A 17,894-nucleotide genomic window follows, 5' to 3' on the forward strand; every position below is an offset into this window, starting at 1 on the left:
TCTCCTTTGGTCTAGTTCAATATTTTTGAATGGACTAGTTAATATTTATTGTTACAGATGCAATAATAGCCCTTTTTATAAAATTGGTCAAGGATATTATTTTAAAATTGGTATATTCTTTATATAAAAAAGAAACCCAGATTTCTCTAGGTTTCTCTTCTTGTTGTCACTCAACTGGTTAAGCACCCATTTCGCTCTTAACCACGTCAGCAACTTGTTGACAATACTTATCAGCTAATTCTTGAGTTGGAGCTTCAGTCATTACTCTAAGCAAAGCTTGAGTACCTGAAGGTCTTACAAAAATTCTGCCTTCGCCATTCAAGTTCTTTTCTACTTCAGCGATTGCATCCAAAATTGGTTGGTGTTCCTTCCAAGTCTTCTTATCCTTCACTGGAACATTGATCAATTGTTGTGGATATTCTTTAAAGTCAGTTAACAATTCGGAAAGTGACTTGCCTGTCTTCTTCATGACTAACATTAAATGAAGACCAGTTAACATACCATCACCAGTATTATGATAATCGCTCATAATAACGTGACCTGATTGTTCACCACCAAGGTTATAACCATGGGCACGCATTTCTTCTGAAACATAGCGGTCACCAACTTGAGTACGGACATTCTTCAAGCCCTTTCTTTCAAGAGCCTTGGTAAAGCCTAAGTTACTCATAACAGTAGTAACAATGGTATCCTTCTTTAAACGTCCATGTTCAGCTAAGTAGGTACCGATTACGTACATAATGTGGTCACCGTCAACTTCATTACCATTTTCATCAACAGCAATACAACGGTCGGCATCACCATCAAAGGCTAAACCAAGTTGTGCACCTTGTTTAACGACTTCTTTTTGAAGCTTTTCAGTATGGGTTGCACCAACATGATCATTAATGTTTAACCCATCTGGATGAGTAGCAATGGTAGTAAAATCAACGCCACAATCAGCAAACAATCTAGAAATCAAAGCACTTGAAGCACCATTGGCACCGTCGATTACAACTTTGATACCACCCAAGTCTTCAGGAATAGTATTTTCAATAAATTGTAAGTACTTGCTGCTGCCTTCGTGGAAATCAGTAACAGTCCCTAAGCCTTTAGCAGATGGACGAGGTAAAGTATCTTCCTTAGCATCGATTAATTTCTCGATATCTTCTTCCATTGCATCTGAAAGCTTTAAACCATCGCTACCAAAGAACTTAATCCCATTGTCTTCTACTGGGTTATGTGAAGCAGAAATTTGAACACCTGCATCTGCACCTTGTGCACGAACCAAGTAAGAAAGTCCTGGGGTAGTAATGACACCAACTTCCAAAACTTCAATTCCGACAGAAAGCAAACCAGAAATCAGTGCGTATTCAAGCATTTGACCAGAAATACGTGTATCACGAGAAACAAGAACGCGAGCTTGCTTGCCATCTTCTTTTTCTTTAGTCAAAACATAGCCACCATCACGGCCAAGCTTAAAAGCCATTTCTGGAGTTAAGCTTTGATTAGCAACACCACGTACACCATCTGTTCCAAAATATTTCAACATTTAAAAAACAACCTCTCCCAAGTATTTTAATTTTGCTTTGAACTACTTGTCTCTTTAACTTTTATTTGAATTTGAACAGAACTTGGCTCTGCTCTAACTACACCCTTCGGTAATTTTATCTGATATGTTTTGCTGGTTGAAGAAGTAATATTTTTCAAATTGACAATTAATTTGATTTTACTCAACTTCTTCAAAACAGATTCATTTCCGTACAAAACAATGTTGTTTTGCTTAGCAGTAACTGAATATACCCGATTGCTTTCTTCATTCTTTGAACTCAGACTCAACTTAACGGTTTTCTTAGCAATCGAAATTGGGATCGAGACCCGCGCAGTGGCTGGCTGAATGATGACATTCAATTGGCGACCCTTTTTATCTTCAGCAACTAGCATTACCTCCCGCTCATAATTGTGATTAATATTATTCGGCAAAGTAACCTTGGCAACTATCTGGTCAATCTGATTTACCTCTCCTTTAGCACCGGTTACTTCGACTTGACTTGGACTGACACTCGTCTTGCCAACATGATAACCGGCGGCCACAGCATTTTTATTATACTCTATTCGCACTGGCATGGTGGTAGATTTTCGCCTTTGAATATTAACTTTTATAGTTTTGGGATTAATCGAATACGACAGCTGCTTATTCAAGCCAGTGATTTGAACCTTAACAGTATGTACACCAACTTTTTTCTTGGTTAAATCAATGTACGCACGGAAATTTTGCGTATTAACGGTTGAAGTCACCAAAGCATTTGAACCTTCAAGAGTAACTTTAACTTTTTCGGGATAGCCCACAACATAATACTTATCAGTATCAACTAATACCTGCAATGGAACTTTGATCGTTTGCGTCTCGGTTGCCGTCTGTCTTGTTTTGCTGCTTTCGCCCTGAGTTAAAAAACCAGTTTGGGTGGAATCAATATAAATAACGATTAATACAGCCAGCAATAAAGAAACAATGCGAATAAACCATGGTTTATTCCAAAAATTCTTCATCGATCGGCACCCCATTTCCAAATTTTATCCAAAAGTTTTTGATACCATTTGCGCTTTTTTTCTTCTTTTGGCACTAATTCAGCATTCAAATATTTCAGATATTCGTCTCTGGTTAAATCTAAAAGGAAACGACCATTTCTTGTAATCGTTACTCCACCGGTCTCTTCAGAAACAACGATTGTAATAGCATCCGTTACTTCAGAAATTCCGACGGCGGCACGGTGACGGGTACCCAAACGTTTAGGAATCATGTTGCTGTCTGACAAAGGCAGATAAGCAGCAGCAACAGCAATTCGATTATTGTTGATAATTACGGCACCATCATGAAGCGGAGTATTTGGAATAAAGATGTTGATTAACAATTCGCCCGTTACGTCGGCATCCAACTTAATTCCCGTTTCAATATAGTCCTCAAGACCGGTCTCTTGTTGAATCGTAATCAATGCACCAATTCTTCTTTTAGACATGTATTGAATGGCTTTATCTAGTTCTTGTACTAAACGTACGGACCGATCATGAGCACTATTTTCTCTGCCATTGAACATCGGCATACGGCCTAAATTTTCAAGACCACGCCGAATTTCGGGCTGGAAAATAACAATAATTCCAACAACTGCCCAAGATACAATCTGATCAACAATATAGGTCAGAGCACGCAAGTTTAAAAAGCCAGCGATGATTCTGATAATAAAGATTAACACAATCCCTTTGGCTAATTGAACCGCTTTGGTACCTCTAATCAGCATAATTAAGCGGTATACAAGATACCAGATGATTAGCACATCCAGGGCAATTGAAAAATTATTCCAAGTCCATAGATCAGCTATGTTGAAATTGTTCATTGCTGCTCCTTTCTTTTCACACTTTTAATTATAACTAAAATTAGCGTGCATACATTTTAAATTCCAGGAATAAATCATTATATTCCTGCGTTACTTTGTTGCCTAAATCTTGATAGACTTGCAAATGACTTAAGGTTTTAGCAGAAGGATAAAATTGACGGTCGTTTCTTGTTTTTTTTGGCAATAATTTTTGCGCCGCAGTGTTTGGCGTTGCATAACCAATGTATTTAGCATTTTGAGCAGCGTTTTCGGGTTCAAGCATGAAATTAATAAATTCATAGGCGGCCTTCTTGTTTTTAGCCGTTTTGGGAATAACCAGATTGTCAAACCAAAGGTTGGATGCTGGTTTAGGAATAACATAGTGCAAGTGCGAATTGCTCTCCATCATTTCATGAGCTTCGCCTGACCAGGTTACCCCAATCGCTGCTTCATTTTGAATCATATACATTTTCATTTCATCAGCAATAATTGCCTTGATGTTATTTCCTAACCCATTCAGCTTAGTCTGGGCCAGCTTTAATTTCAGATTATTCGTGCTGTTCATTGAATAACCCATTGAGGCTAATGAAAGCCCCATTGCATCTCTGGCCGAATCAACGAGCAATATCTGCCGACGGTATTTTTTGCGCCAAAGATCGTTCCAAGAAGTAATTGACCCCTTCTTGATGTATTTATCATTATAAACAATCCCAAGCGTCCCCCAGAAATACGGAATTGAATAATCATTATTGGGATCAAATGATTTCTTTAAAAAACTAGTACCAATATATTTAAGATTAGGAATCTTATTGCGGTCAATTTTATCCAGCAGATGGGCTTTCTTCATCTTCGAAACCATATAATCCGAAGGAACAGTAATATCATAAGCAGTTCCGCCTTGCTTGATCTTAGTATACATTGCTTCATTTGAATCAAAAGTCTCATAGACAACATGATAACCCGTCTGTTTTTCAAATTTCGTAATCAAATTGGGATCAAGGTAATCACCCCAATTATAAATGATCAGATTTTTTTTTTTCGCTTCAACGCTTGGCTTTTGAAGACGATAAGATAAATAGCCTAAGCCTGCACAAGCCAGCAGAACACAGATGATTGACCAAATAATCTTCTTCATTTAATCAGTCCTCCCACCATTTTGCGTCCTTTGCGACCTTTTCTAGTAGTGATGAAGTAATAAATTCCTACCAAAAGCAAAACAAATAAAAACATTACCGTGCTTAACGCGTTTATTTCCAAATCTATTCCTTGACGAGCCCGCGAATAAATTTCAACAGATAGGGTTGAAAAACCGTTGCCCGTAACAAAGAATGTCACCCCAAAATCATCCAGCGAATAAGTTAGAGCCATGAACATCCCCGCAAAAATTCCTGGCATCAATGCCGGAATCATGACATTGCTGAAAACTTGGTAGTTGTTTGCACCTAAATCTCGAGCAGCGTCGATTAGTGAGTAATCTAGTTCTTTCAGTCGCGGCAAAACCATTAAAACTACGATCGGAATCGAGAAGGCAATATGACTGAGTAAAACTGAACCGAAATTTAATCCTATTCCCAAGGCGGTAAAGAAAATCAGAAAACTGGCACCAATGATTACATCTGGTGAAACTATCAAGACATTGTTTAAAGCCAGCAAAGTCTTCTGCTGCCATTTTTTCCGCAAACCGGCAATTGCAATTGCTCCTAGCGTGCCAACAATCGTAGCAATCAAACTAGACAACAAAGCCAACAAAATCGTTTCCAAAAAAATAGCTAGCAGACGGTTATCCTGAAACAAAGTTTGGTAGTGCATCCACGTGAAATGTTCAAACTTGTTCATATTTCGACCACTGGAAAAAGAAAAGTAAATTAAATAAAAAATAGGCACATATAAAACAACCAGTACAAAAATCAGATAAAACTTGGCCACAAAGTGTTTGCTTTTCATAAATTTACCTTCTTTCTCCGTCTTTTTCTACCCGTAATAAGCATCACTACAACCATTAAGAAAATTAATACTACTCCAATAGTTGCACCCATATTCCAATTCATAGTCGTCATAAAATACTCTTCAATTGCGGTCCCTAACGTAATCACGCGATTTCCGCCGATTAATCTTGTCAGCATAAAGAGTGAAAGAGATGGAATAAAAATTGCTTGAATACCACTTTCAACGCCAGGCCATGACAAAGGCCACAAAATATATTTGAACGTTTGCCATCTGCTTGCTCCTAAATCTTCAGAGGCTTGAACAACAGCCGGGTTGATATCTTTGATCGCACTATAGATTGGCAGAATCATGAACGGAATTTCAATATAGGTAGCTACAAAAATAAAAGCAAAATCTGTAAACAAAAAGTTTACTGGCCCAATACCAAATAAATGCAGAAATTGATTAAACAAACCACCATTGCTGAAAATTCCAATAAAAGCATATGTCTTTAAAAGCAAGTTGATCCAGGTAGGCAGGATAATTAGCAGCAGCCAGATTTGGCTGTTTTTAACCCTGGTTAAAAAATAAGCAGCCGGATATGAAATAAGTAGAGTCACTAAAGTGATTAAAAACGCATACCAAAATGAATTGAGCATCATTCTTAAAAAAATACCGTTGCGAAAGAACTGGACAAAATTGTTTAAGGTAAAGTGGTGACTGCTATCAGTTAGCGAATACCACAAAATGAGCAACATTGGCAAAATCACGAACAAGATAATCCAGAGCAAATACGGCACTATAAACAACGTGCGTGTCTTTTTATCAGTCATTGTCGTGCTCCTCATCTTCATAGCTCTCTAATCGAGCGTTGAAATCTTTTTGACTCTCATGCAAACGCATAACGTGAATATCTTCTGGATCAAAATAGAGGCCAATGCGCTGGTTAAGCTTGCAGCCATTGGTTGAATGAATGAGCCATTCATTTTCATCTGCATCTACTGCCTTAATCTCGAAGTGATCACCCAGGAAAAGCTGGGTTTGAGCCGTCACTACCAGTTTTCCCTTCTCAGGACTAGTGATATCCAAATCCTCTGGACGAATAACTATTTCTACTTTTTCATTGGCCTTCATCCCCGCATCAGCACATTTAAAGCGTTGGTTGGCAAACTCAACTTCATAATCTTTAATCATACGGCCAGGCAAGATATTGGAATTGCCGATGAAACGAGCGACAAAATCATTGATCGGTTCATCATAAATATCGATTGGCGAACCATTTTGCTCAATGCGACCATTATTCAGAACAAAAATCTCGTCGCTCATTGATAAGGCTTCTTCCTGATCATGAGTAACAAAAATAAATGTAATTCCTAATTTCTTTTGAATAGCACGCAGTTCAAATTGCATTTCCTTACGAAGTCTTTTATCAAGAGCTGACAAAGATTCATCAAGTAGCAAAACCTTGGGCTCATTCACAATAGCTCGAGCAATTGCCACTCTTTGCTGCTGACCGCCGCTTAGTTCAGATATTTCACGATTGGCGTAACCTTCAAGACGCACCATTTTTAAAGCATCTTTGACAATTGGTTTGATTTCGCGCAATGGCCTTTTTTTAATTTTCAGTCCAAATGCAACATTATCAAAAACATTTAAATGTGAAAAAAGCGCATAATTTTGAAAAACGGTATTAATTTGTCTCTTAGCTGGATCAATATCTGTAATATCTTTGCCTGCAAAAAAGACCCTTCCTTCAGTCGGCTGACTAAAACCAGCAATAATTCTCAAAATTGTTGATTTTCCTGAACCACTAGGACCCAACAGCGAATAAAATTTCCCTGATTCAATTTTAAGATTGATATCTTTTAAAGCCACAAAGCCATTATCATAGCGTTTGTTTACATGCTTAAGTTCAATTATGTTCATTATTCTCACCTAAAAAAGAGCCACAAGCTTTTTCAGCCTGTAGCTGCATTTTTTATTTATTTCCGATAATTCTTACCTCAGTATGAAGATCGATATTATATTTTTCTTTGATTACTTTTTGAATCAAATGAATTAAATCAAGATAATCGGTTGCTGTAGCGCCACCTTTATTAACAATGAAACCAGCATGTTTCGTTGAATCCTGCGCGCCACCAATCTGCTTGCCCTGCAGCCCAGCTTTAATAATCATTGGTCCTACAAAATGTCCCTTTGGACGTTTGAAGACGCTGCCGCAAGACGGATATTCAAGTGGTTGCTTAAAGCGGCGCAAGGCATTCAAATAATGCATTTCATCAAGTATTTGACTCTTATTGCCCTTTTTAAGTTTAAAACTGGCCTTGACCACAATATCGCCTGTATCTTGAACCTTGGAATGACGATATGAAAAATTCATCTCTGAATTAGAATAGGTCTTCAGTTCGCCATCACGGGTCAAAACTGTTACTTGGTCAACTACTTCTTGCGTTTCACCACCATAAGCACCAGCATTCATGAAAATTGCACCACCAATGCTACCGGGAATTCCAGCTGCAAATTCCATTCCGCTCAAGCCGTGATTAGCAGCTGTAAAAGCCGTATCAATGATTTTTGCCCCTGCATAAGCTGTAACAATGTTACCATCGACGCTAATCTCATTCATTGCAGTTAAAATGATGACCAAACCAGTAATTCCGCCATCGCGAATAATTAAATTAGATGCATTGCCGATAATTGTCAGGGCTATGTTTTCATCCTTGGCTGCTTTTACCAGACGCTTAAGTTCATCTAAATTTTTGGGAAAAGCTAAATACTCCGCATCCCCACCGGTTTTGGTAAAAGTATACCGACTAAGTGGAATATTCTCCTGCAGGTTAATTCCTTCTTTTTTCAAATCAAGCAGTTTCACTAATAGTGCCCCTCTCTCTATTGTTCTGCTAATATTTTACCGCATTCCGGCATTAGCTTCACCATATGATATACTCTTTTTAAAGGAGAAAAAAGATGAATTTTATTGCAATGGACTTTGAAACCGCGAATCATTATCCAGAAAGTGCCTGCTCTCTGGCCTTAGTTATGGTCAGAAATAATGAGATCGTCGATCGTTTTTACACCGTTATTAATCCCCAAATGCCCTTTGACGCCCGTAACATTGAGGTCCATCAAATTACTGCAGATGATGTGCGAGATGCACCGACGATGGCAGAGGTATGGCCCAAAATAAAAGATTTATACCAACCGGGGATGTTAGTAGCGGCCCATAACGCACGCTTTGATACAAACGTTATGCGTCAATCTCTTGCCCGCTATAGTATTAGCGAACCGCACTATTTGGTGATCGATACTTTGGCGACCAGCAAACTGCTCGAACCAGATTTACCAGACCATAAGCTTGATACGGTTTCGGAAGCTTTAAATGTTAATCTCTGGCATCATCATAATGCATTAAGCGACAGTGAGGCCTGTGCCGAAATCTTGATCAATCAGGATAAAGAATTTGGTGATGAGCCAATTAAAAATTTAGTTTATCAGATATAAAAAAGATGGGATTTAGGATCCTATCTTTTTTGTTAACGATTATATTCTGCTAGCACTGCCTTAACCCATTCTTCATTGTGCTTGCCATGAGGCTGGAAGTCGACAACTCGTTTGGTTGAATTCCAACTATTATCGACCCGGGTAATAATTAATTGCAAATATTCATCTGGCAAATCCTTCATGATTAATTGGGGCCACTCAATTACTACTAATCCTGGCTCAGCTAAATAACCATTAAGATCAATTGATGACAAGTCATCGCTTTCCAAACGATAAAAATCCATATGAAATAAGGGCAATTTGGCTTCACGGTACTCACGCACAATTGTGAAGGTGGGGCTTTTAACCGGTCTTCTAACTCCCAGTGCTCGACCTAAGCCTTGCGTCATCGTTGTTTTTCCTGCTCCTAAATCTCCATTTAGAAGAAGCAAATCATGTGCTTGAGCATTATTAGCCAGAACTGCACCTAAGCGCTGCATATCATCAGCTGAATTGACTTCAAGTTTCATTCTATTCATCCTTTGCCAAAGTTTGAGCGGCGGTCAAAATACCCATGTAATAAACATCTTCACTGCTTGCACCACGTGACAAATCATTGATTGGAGCAGCCAAACCTTCAAGAATTGGACCAACTGCAGTGAATTTGCCTAACCTTTGCGCAATCTTGTAACCGATATTGCCTGATTGAAGTTCTGGAAAAACAAAGACATTAGCATGACCAGCAACTTTTGAACCAGGTGCTTTTCTTTCACCAACGCTTGGAACAAAAGCAGCATCAAATTGCAATTCACCATCAGCTGGAATATCTGGATGTGCTTCTTTAAATTTAGCAACAGCATCTTGCACTTTGGTAACCATATCGCCTTTAGCTGAACCCTTGCTTGAGAAGCTTAAGAAGGCAACCTTTGGATCAATTTCGGCCATCTTGGCAATTTTAGCTGCTTCATAACCAATTTCAGCTAAAGTATCACTATCAGGATCAATGTTCATCGCACAATCAGCAAAGATATAGCGTTCATCATCACGTTCCATAATCATCACACCAGATACGCGGTGCATGCCTGGAGCTGTTTTAACAATTTGCAAAGCTGGACGAACCGTATCTGCAGTTGAATGTGCTGCACCAGAAACCATTCCATCCGCCAGGTCCATTTTAACTAGCATGGTACCAAAGTAGCTACCTGCTTCAAGCATCTTATGTGCATCATCAAGCGTGTTCTTGCCTTTACGAACCTCGATGAATTTTTGACACATTTTTTCAAAATCAGCATATTGGTCTGGGTCAATAATGTTAATATCGGTTAAATCTAAATTATTATCAGAAGCCAATTTTTCAATTTCTGACTTTCTTCCAAGTAAAGTAACTTCAATCAGCTTCTCTGCTTCTAGTTTAGTTGCTGCCTTTAAAACTCTTAAATCAGTTCCTTCTGGAAAAACCAATCTTGGCTTCTTAGCTGCATTTTTAACTTTAGTCTTAAATAAATCAAATACGCTCATATTTATTCCTCTCTAGCGCTATGCTATATCATCTTGACTAACTGTTTCTGGCAATTGCCAATCAATTGGCGTTTCGCCAAAATCTTTCAACGCATTATTACAACGGGAAAATGGTCGTGAGCCAAAAAATCCTCGATCTGCAGAAAAAGGACTTGGGTGCGCAGACTTAATAACAAAGTTCTTATCCTGATCAATTAATGGAATCTTGTTTTGTGCAAAGCGGCCCCACAAAATGAAGACCACCTTGCCACGCTGACTCAATGCTTTAATCGCTGCATCAGTAACTTTTTCCCAGCCTTTGCCCTGATGGCCATTAGCATGACCGTAAGGGACCGTTAAGACAGCATTCAATAACAATACGCCTTGATCTGCCCATTTCTTAAGATAGCCATGATTGACCGGGCGAGCTCCAACGTCATCATATAGTTCTTTATAAATATTTTTTAGTGATGGCGGTAAAGTGGTCCCAGGCATGACTGAAAAGCTCATTCCATTTGCTTGTCCCGGATTGTGATAAGGATCCTGCCCCAGAATGACAACCTTTGTTTTTGAAAAAGGCGTTAACTTAAAAGCAGTAAAAATGTGATACATATCCGGGTAAACTTTCTTTGTAGAATATTCTTCTTTCAGAAAATCATGCAGATGGTGATACTCTTCACTTGCAAAAACCGGATCAAGCACCTGATCCCAATCATTGCCAATTAGCTCTTTCATTAATAGCTCCAACCTCTTTTCTAGTCACCTTTATGGTATCATGAAACTAGAAATTTATGGAGGGAAGCTATGATTAAATTAGTTGCTTGTGATTTAGATGGTACTCTCTTTAACAGTGATATGATCGTATCTAAGGAGAATGCTGAGGCCATTCATGAAGCTCAAAAAAGTGGAATTGAATTTTTGGTAGCAACTGGACGGGCACCAAAAGAATCGAAGGTTTTGCTCAAAGATGCACACATTCATACCGGCTTTATCAATCTGAATGGAGCTTTGGTTTATAACACAGATGGTGAATTAATTATCAAGCATGCAATCGAAAATGAAAAGGCAATGCAAGTTATTAATTTGCTGCATCAAGAGCATTTTTATTTTGAAATTCTAACTGCTGAACATGTCTATACCGAAAATCTCGATGCACGAATCTCAAATATCGCTCATTTGATGGTCGACTTAAACCCTGGTATCACCTTTAAACAGGCCGTAGCTATCTCAGCTGGTAACAAGTCGATTATGAATATGACTGAAGTTTCTAGCTTCAAGGAATTATTTGCTCATTCAGACGAAGAAATTATGAAGATCATTGCTTTTGACTCACGTGGTCATGAGGCCTTCAGCGATGTTATCAATAAAATGAACAAGATGGGTGGTTTGGCAATTTCATCCAGTTCTTCTGCCAACATTGAAATTAATGCCAAGCAGGCACAAAAAGGCATCGCCTTATTAGATTATGCCAAAACTCGTTCTATTAAACGCGAAGAAATTGCAGCAATTGGCGACAATCTTAATGATGAGAGCATGATCCGTGAGGCTGGCGTTGGCGTAGCCATGGGAAACGCGATTCCTGCAATTAAAAAGCTGGCACAATTAGAAACAAAGACGAATAATGAAAATGGCGTTGCAGCGATTTTAAAAGTTTTTATCAAAAAATAGAGGTGACCAATATGCAGTATTTATTGCACCTAAACCAAGAAAAAGCCTATGGTCAAATTCCTGTAACCGGTCCAAATGGCAAAGTTCAATACATTGTTCGCGGAAACCTAGACAATCCTAACCACACCGTTTACTTATACAATATTCAAAATCAGGAAATCGGTCGCCTATTCTTTGATGGCGCAGGCTTAATTGAGTCTTTTTCAATCGATGTGGTTAATCACTCTTTGGTAAGCGTTAAAAAGGTCAATAGTCAGTTAACCAACCTTTTCTTCGTGACCCGCCTTAATTATTTAGTTACTGGAAGCATAAAAAAAGGCACTTACACATTTCGCTCAGGACTTAAAAATGTTGCAAGTGTCAAAACAATTATCGGACATTCTGGCGTTGATTTGGTTTGTGAAATTTTACGTCCAGAAGATATTCCGTTTATTTTATTAATTTCAGTTTTATTTACTCAGTGGCACGTGACGCCACTCAGATTACCAACTTTCCCACCGATTGGTCGTTTTTCAACTGAGCCTAACTAAATTTCTTTAATCATGTGATCATAAGTCCGATCACCGATAGTCATTGAATTAGTGGTTTTAAAGCCCTTGTGTTCATATAAACTTTGAGCACGAGGGTTTTCTTTGTCAACATTTAGGCTCAGTTTATGATAACCCCGCTTTTTTGCTACTTTTTCGGCTAGATCCAATAAACGCGTGCCTACACCTTCACCCCAATGGTCGGGATGAGTAGCTAAGGCATCAATATACCATTCATGCGGCCAGGCCTCTTGGTCAGAAAAAATGACAGTTGAGCTGGACAATCCAGCTTTGGGATATTCTGATTTCAAAACGAAATTAATAATTTTTTGGTCACAGTAAGGATACATGTCAATCATGCCTCCTACTCGCCCTTTTCATCGGCATCAACCCAAATGCGACGATAAGAATAACGATAATGCTCCGAAATAAAACCCAGTCTCATCAAATCGTAAAAAGTTGATCAGGTAATTTTTTAATGCTTTCCATATCCATTTCCTCAAAAATTCGTTGCAAAATCGGGAAAACAAATGGAAAATCAGATTTTTCAGCTTTTCTAAATCATAGTTTTTACACCTCACTATAATAAGGGTAACGAAGAAGTATCCTTTATGCAAGAAAAGGCAGCTATGACTGATTGTCATAACTACCTTACAAGAAAGTGATATAGATATAGATGTATCTGCCATAATTTTTTGAGTAATAAGGAACTGGCAGAGATTGAACTTTTGAAAGTAGAACTAATGTGTAGTTCTGCTTTCATTTCTCATTATACTTCTTCGATCTAAATTAGCAAGTTATTTTTAGAATTAATATTTGCTTTATTATTAGTCTTTCTTATCGCTAATAATAACATTTATATGTTGTTTAATAGATATAAAAAAAGCCTCTGCATTTGCAGAGACTTTTTATGACAGTTTTAATTAGTCTTGGTAGTTTACCAAAGCTAAGTATGAGTCAGGCTTAAGTGAAGCACCGCCGACTAAACCACCATCGATATCTGGCTTAGCCATTAATTCCTTAATGTTGGCTGGATTTACAGAACCACCGTATTGGATACGAATGTTTTCAGCAGTTTCTTCATTGTACAAGTCCTTGATAGTTTCACGGATAGTCTTGCACATTTCTTCAGCTTGATCAGATGAAGCAGTCTTGCCAGTACCAATAGCCCAGATTGGTTCATAAGCAATAACAAGTGAAGAAACTTGGTCAGCAGTTAAACCATCAAGAGCAGCCTTGATTTGGTTAACAACCCATTCTTCTTGCTTGTTTGCTTCACGGGTTTCAAGCGATTCGCCACAGCAAATAATTGGCTTCAAACCATTAGCAAAAATAGCCTTAGCTTTCTTGTTAATGTCTTCATCAGTTTCGTGGAAGTAGATACGACGTTCTGAGTGACCAATAATTACGTAGTCCATGCCCATTTCCTTCAAAACCTTTGGAGAGGTTTCACCGGTGAAGGCACCTTCATCTTCGAAGTAGCAGTTTTCTGCACCGATGCGCAAGTTTGAACCCTTAGCTGCTCTTCTCAAAGCATCAAGGTCAACTGCTGGAGCACAAATAAGTGATTCAACTTTTGCAGGATCTGGCAACTTGTCCTTAACTGCTTCAACGAATTCAGTAGTTTCTTCTGGGTTCATGTGAAGTTTCCAGTTACCAGCAATAATTGGTGTACGCATTAATTAATCGTCCTTTCTTACTTATCTGAGATGCAAGCAATACCAGGTAATTCCTTACCTTCAAGGTAGTTAAGTGAAGCACCACCACCGGTTGAAATGTGGGTAATCTTAGGTGCGATACCTAATTGCTTAGCAGCAGCAGTTGAGTCACCACCACCGATAATAGTAGTAGCGTCAGTTAAGTCAGCTAAAGCACGACCAACTTCCAAAGTGCCTTTAGCAAAGTTTGGCATTTCGAATGCGCCCATTGGTCCATTCCAAACAACAGTCTTAGCATCCTTCAAGATTTCCTTGAACTTTTCAACAGTCTTAGGACCGATGTCAAGACCCATCATGTTGTCAGGAATATCGTCACCAACAACTTCACGTGAAGCATCGTTAGAAAATTCAGTAGCAGCAACGTTGTCTACTGGAAGAACGATCTTGTCGCCAGCTTCTTTCAAAAGCTTCTTAGCAAGGTCAACCTTGTCTTTTTCAAACAATGATTTACCAATCTTGTGGCCTTGAGCTGCTAAGAAGGTGTAAGCCATACCACCGCCGATTAGAATGTGGTCTGACTTAGGAATCAAGTTAGTAATAACACCAATCTTGTCTGAAACCTTAGCACCACCCAAGATAGTTACGAATGGGTGTACTGGGTTAGCAACAGCGTTACCCAAGAATTTGATTTCCTTTTCCATCAAGAAACCACCAGCAACTGGCTTGCCATCTTTCTTCATAGCAGTGGCAATACCAACGTTTGAAGCGTGGCTTCTGTGTGCAGTACCAAAGGCATCGTTTACAAACATGTCACCAAGGCTTGCCCAGTATTCGCCAAGCTTAGGATCGTTGCCTGATTCCCGTTTGCCGAAGTCATTGTCGATATCTTGGAATCTAGTGTTTTCAAGAACAACAACGTCGCCATCTTTCATGTTGTTGATAGCATCTTCAACTTCCTTGCCTTCGTTTGAAGGTACGAAAGTTACAGGCTTCTTAAGCAATTCGCTCAAGCGTTTAGCAACGGGCTTCAATGACAATTCTTTCTTGTCAGCATCAGACTTTACACGGCCCAAGTGACTCAAAAGAATAGCCTTGCCACCATGTTCAATGATGTACTTAATAGTTGGCAAAGCAGCAACAATTCTGTTGTCATCACCAATAACACCATTCTTAATTGGAACGTTGAAATCAACACGCATTAAAACTTTCTTACCTTTAACGTCAAGGTCAGAAATGATTAATTTAGCCATTAATATTCCTCCGAACTTAATTTATTTTCTCTTCAAAAAAAGGCGGAAGGAAGAATCTCCCTCCGCCTTCTCAATTACCGCTTATCTATAATCGATTATTAAACTAATGATTAAAGAGTAGCAAAGTGTAACAAAGTACGAACCATTTGGCAAGTGAATGAGTATTCGTTGTCGTACCAAGCAACAGTCTTAACTAATTGCTTGTCACCTGCAGTAGTTACCATAGTTTGAGTTGGGTCAAAGATTGAACCAGCAGTCATGTTGATTACATCGCTTGATACCATGTGGTCTGCGTTGTAAGCAAATGAAGGACTTTCGTACTTCTTCATAGCTGCGTTAACTTCGTCAGCAGTAACCTTCTTCTTCAAGATTGATACCAATTCAGTTTCTGAACCATCTGGAACTGGAACACGTTGTGCGTGACCGTTCATCTTGCCGTTCAAGTTTGGCAATACCAAACCAATAGCCTTAGCTGAACCAGTAGTATGTGGAATAATGTTTTCGGCAGCTGCACGAGCATCTTGTTCCTTACCACTACGTGCAGGACCATCCAAGGTCATTTGTGTACCAGTGTAAGCGTGGATAGTAGTCATAGTAGCAACTTCGATACCAAATTCCTTGTCCAAAGCGTTAGCCATTGGTGCAAGTGAGTTAGTAGTACATGAAGCAGCTGAAACAATCTTGTCGTCAGCAGTTAAAGTATCTTCGTTTACTGAGTAAACAATAGTCTTCAAGTCGTTGCCGGCTGGAGCTGAGATCAATACACGCTTTGCACCTGCGTCAAGGTGTGCTTGAGACTTAGCTTTGCTAGTGTAGAAACCAGTACATTCAAGTACGAAGTCAACACCATCGTTCTTTACCCAAGGAATGTTTTGTGCTTGTGGTTCTGCGTAAACACGGTACTTCTTGCCATCAACAACGATTGAGTCATCAGTTGATGAAACTTCGTGGTTGAAAGTGCCATGAGTAGTGTCGTACTTAAGCAAGTAAGCTAACATTGCTGGAGTAGTCAAGTCGTTGATAGCAACAACTTCGATGTCCTTAGTCTTTTCGCCTAAGTCCATAATACGACGGAATGCTAAACGACCGATACGGCCGAAACCGTTAATACCAATTTTAACTGTCATAATCTAAAAGTCCTCCTTAAGAACTATAAACAACAATTTATTTTAAACAGGAATATTACTTCCTCTTTAAAATCATATTTGAGGCACCCTCATCAGTAATCAACCAGGTTTGACGAGGTGCATTTGGCATATAAGCTTTAATCGCAGCAGCTTTCTTGCTGCCACAAGCAAAGGCAAATATGTAAGGTATTTTCTTTAGATTCTCAAACTGCAATCCAACCTGGGTGATGCGGTCGACAATCTTACCCTGGTCATCGAAGAAACACCCGAAACATTCGGTGACCGCTTTTTTCTCACGCAATTCAGAAAGCTTGATTGAATCATAGCCTCTTCTTTTAGCCATTTCTTGGGCTAAACCAATACCATGAATTACGGCATCGCTTTGTGAGATATCTTGCAACACATCAGAAATAGATGATTCACGAATCAATGAGCGATAAGATGCTGCAGAAACCTGCTCGGGCAAATACAAAGCTTTATAAGTACCATGTGTTTGCGCAGCCATCTCTTGGACGATTGTGTTGCTTTGTGTTGCAACATTCTCGCCTAGCGCTCCTCGTCCAGGCACAAACTCAAGCTGACGATTATTGCCTAAACTTGCAGACAAATACTTTGCCGAGTTAGCTAAAGCCTGACCACCTAAAACGGTAATGATTGAATGCCCTAATGGAAGAAGCAAATCAAGTGCTGAACTCAATGCTTCACCCATTTCCTGATAAACACGATCTTGCAAATCGGCATCTCCCGGAACTATTATCGTCCGGTCGATTCCCAACCTCTTTGCAAGTTTCACTTCGTTTTCACCAGCATTGAACAAACGATCAATAAATGGTGCTGCATCTCTTAATGTCTTCTTGCCCTTCTCTGTTAAAAACATGCCAAAGCTTTTAATTTCAATTAGGCCAAGCTCTTTTAAATACTCGGTCTCGGTACGAACATTCCGCTCTGACAAGCCCAAATGCTGAGCGACATTTCTTCTCCCAATTGGAGCATTTAGTGAAATTTGCTCAAGAACAAGATATCTTTGTCGAAATACTTTTAAGATATCGGGAACGAGAGCTTCAAGCAAGGAAAAATCCGAGTTCATTGCTTCTCCTTCCCATGGGACACCTTTCGTCCATTAATGTGACACTTAGTGTCCCAGATTGCTTAAAAATATAAGAGAAACGCGGAGTCACGATTTATTAATCACTCTTACATTTCCCATCGACACTGTTAGTATAACAATGAATTTTTTACAATTCAAGAAAAAACTCACTGATTTTAAAAATACACTAACTTAAGTAAAAAGGTTTTTATTTAGACTGATATTTTGATATAATAATGTTTGTGTATTCGGGTCCTTAGTGTAATGGATCGCACGTAAGATTCCGGTTCTTGAAATCTGGGTTCGACTCCCAGGGGACCCATC

At 39.0% G+C, this 17,894-nt stretch carries 18 protein-coding genes, 1 tRNA gene and 1 pseudogene; 4 read left to right on the forward strand and 16 right to left on the reverse strand.

Going from position 1 to position 17,894, the window contains the following annotated elements; genetic code table 11:
• Positions 1-178: 178 nt before the first annotated feature.
• The 8 genes from glmM to murB are packed head-to-tail and all read right to left on the reverse strand — an operon-like array spanning position 179 to position 8,148.
• Positions 179-1,531, reverse strand: coding sequence for a phosphoglucosamine mutase (gene glmM, locus D0Z64_RS04590; protein ID WP_006352166.1), 1,353 nt, complete (start codon positions 1,529-1,531; stop codon positions 179-181).
• 26 nt (positions 1,532-1,557) lie between these two features.
• On the reverse strand, positions 1,558-2,529 hold the full coding sequence (locus D0Z64_RS04595; protein ID WP_127345669.1) for a CdaR family protein: 972 nt from the start codon (positions 2,527-2,529) through the stop codon (positions 1,558-1,560).
• Positions 2,526-3,371, reverse strand: a complete 846-nt coding sequence (gene cdaA, locus D0Z64_RS04600) for a diadenylate cyclase CdaA (protein ID WP_006352168.1) — start codon at positions 3,369-3,371, stop codon at positions 2,526-2,528. Before cdaA ends, D0Z64_RS04595 begins: the two co-directional genes overlap by 4 nt.
• A gap of 40 nt (positions 3,372-3,411) precedes the next feature.
• Positions 3,412-4,485, reverse strand: coding sequence for an ABC transporter substrate-binding protein (locus tag D0Z64_RS04605; RefSeq protein WP_080881533.1), 1,074 nt, complete (start codon positions 4,483-4,485; stop codon positions 3,412-3,414).
• Complete coding sequence (locus D0Z64_RS04610; protein ID WP_080881534.1) at positions 4,482-5,294, reverse strand: ABC transporter permease; 813 nt, start codon at positions 5,292-5,294, stop codon at positions 4,482-4,484. Before D0Z64_RS04610 ends, D0Z64_RS04605 begins: the two co-directional genes overlap by 4 nt.
• Positions 5,291-6,109, reverse strand: coding sequence for an ABC transporter permease (locus D0Z64_RS04615; protein WP_080881535.1), 819 nt, complete (start codon positions 6,107-6,109; stop codon positions 5,291-5,293). Before D0Z64_RS04615 ends, D0Z64_RS04610 begins: the two co-directional genes overlap by 4 nt.
• Positions 6,102-7,202: an ABC transporter ATP-binding protein gene (locus D0Z64_RS04620; RefSeq protein WP_080881536.1), complete on the reverse strand. Its 1,101-nt coding sequence runs from the start codon at positions 7,200-7,202 to the stop codon at positions 6,102-6,104. Before D0Z64_RS04620 ends, D0Z64_RS04615 begins: the two co-directional genes overlap by 8 nt.
• Positions 7,203-7,254: 52 nt before the next feature.
• Positions 7,255-8,148 carry a UDP-N-acetylmuramate dehydrogenase gene (gene murB, locus D0Z64_RS04625; RefSeq protein ID WP_080881537.1) on the reverse strand — a complete coding sequence of 298 codons (894 nt, stop codon included), beginning with the start codon at positions 8,146-8,148 and terminating at the stop codon, positions 7,255-7,257.
• Positions 8,149-8,243: 95 nt separating this feature from the next.
• On the opposite strand from murB, the gene D0Z64_RS04630 reads away from it, so the two are divergent.
• Positions 8,244-8,777: a 3'-5' exonuclease gene (locus tag D0Z64_RS04630; protein ID WP_006352174.1), complete on the forward strand. Its 534-nt coding sequence runs from the start codon at positions 8,244-8,246 to the stop codon at positions 8,775-8,777.
• 32 nt (positions 8,778-8,809) lie between these two features.
• Here D0Z64_RS04630 and tsaE read toward each other — a convergent pair whose 3' ends face one another.
• Genes tsaE through D0Z64_RS04645 form a run of 3 tightly spaced genes read right to left on the reverse strand, consistent with a single transcriptional unit; the run spans position 8,810 to position 10,988 of the window.
• Positions 8,810-9,286, reverse strand: a complete 477-nt coding sequence (tsaE, locus tag D0Z64_RS04635; protein ID WP_080881538.1) for a tRNA (adenosine(37)-N6)-threonylcarbamoyltransferase complex ATPase subunit type 1 TsaE — start codon at positions 9,284-9,286, stop codon at positions 8,810-8,812.
• Position 9,287: 1 nt separating this feature from the next.
• The gene (gene pta / locus D0Z64_RS04640; protein ID WP_080881539.1) at positions 9,288-10,274 is read right to left on the reverse strand and encodes a phosphate acetyltransferase; all 987 of its coding nucleotides are present in this window, start codon (positions 10,272-10,274) and stop codon (positions 9,288-9,290) included.
• Between the two features lie 18 nt (positions 10,275-10,292).
• On the reverse strand, positions 10,293-10,988 hold the full coding sequence (locus D0Z64_RS04645) for a uracil-DNA glycosylase (protein WP_080881540.1): 696 nt from the start codon (positions 10,986-10,988) through the stop codon (positions 10,293-10,295).
• A gap of 69 nt (positions 10,989-11,057) precedes the next feature.
• Here D0Z64_RS04645 and D0Z64_RS04650 point away from each other — a divergent pair, with 69 nt between their 5' ends.
• Together D0Z64_RS04650 and D0Z64_RS04655 are read left to right on the forward strand one after the other, a co-directional pair.
• Complete coding sequence (locus tag D0Z64_RS04650; protein ID WP_080881541.1) at positions 11,058-11,921, forward strand: Cof-type HAD-IIB family hydrolase; 864 nt, start codon at positions 11,058-11,060, stop codon at positions 11,919-11,921.
• A gap of 11 nt (positions 11,922-11,932) precedes the next feature.
• Entirely contained in the window at positions 11,933-12,451 is a 519-nt protein-coding gene (locus D0Z64_RS04655; protein WP_080881542.1) for an LURP-one-related/scramblase family protein, read from the forward strand.
• Here the strand turns inward: D0Z64_RS04655 and D0Z64_RS04660 are convergent.
• The 5 genes and pseudogenes from D0Z64_RS04660 to D0Z64_RS04680 form a co-directional block, all read right to left on the reverse strand.
• Positions 12,448-12,967: pseudogene (locus tag D0Z64_RS04660) on the reverse strand (GNAT family N-acetyltransferase). The gene D0Z64_RS04655 and the pseudogene D0Z64_RS04660 overlap by 4 nt on opposite strands.
• Positions 12,968-13,371: 404 nt before the next feature.
• A complete protein-coding gene (gene tpiA / locus D0Z64_RS04665) occupies positions 13,372-14,127 on the reverse strand; it encodes a triose-phosphate isomerase (RefSeq protein WP_080881543.1) in 756 nt (251 codons plus the stop codon).
• A 17-nt stretch (positions 14,128-14,144) separates the two neighbouring features.
• Positions 14,145-15,356, reverse strand: coding sequence for a phosphoglycerate kinase (locus tag D0Z64_RS04670; protein WP_080881544.1), 1,212 nt, complete (start codon positions 15,354-15,356; stop codon positions 14,145-14,147).
• Positions 15,357-15,466: 110 nt separating this feature from the next.
• On the reverse strand, positions 15,467-16,483 hold the full coding sequence (gene gap / locus D0Z64_RS04675) for a type I glyceraldehyde-3-phosphate dehydrogenase (protein ID WP_006352183.1): 1,017 nt from the start codon (positions 16,481-16,483) through the stop codon (positions 15,467-15,469).
• A gap of 55 nt (positions 16,484-16,538) precedes the next feature.
• Positions 16,539-17,570 (reverse strand): sugar-binding transcriptional regulator, encoded by a 1,032-nt coding sequence (locus D0Z64_RS04680; protein WP_080881545.1) that lies wholly within the window; start codon positions 17,568-17,570, stop codon positions 16,539-16,541.
• A gap of 250 nt (positions 17,571-17,820) precedes the next feature.
• Here D0Z64_RS04680 and D0Z64_RS04685 point away from each other — a divergent pair.
• Positions 17,821-17,892 (forward strand) — tRNA-Arg (locus D0Z64_RS04685).
• Positions 17,893-17,894 lie beyond the last annotated feature (2 nt).

Source organism: Lactobacillus amylolyticus, assembly GCF_003999355.1.
Taxonomy (GTDB): domain Bacteria; phylum Bacillota; class Bacilli; order Lactobacillales; family Lactobacillaceae; genus Lactobacillus; species Lactobacillus amylolyticus.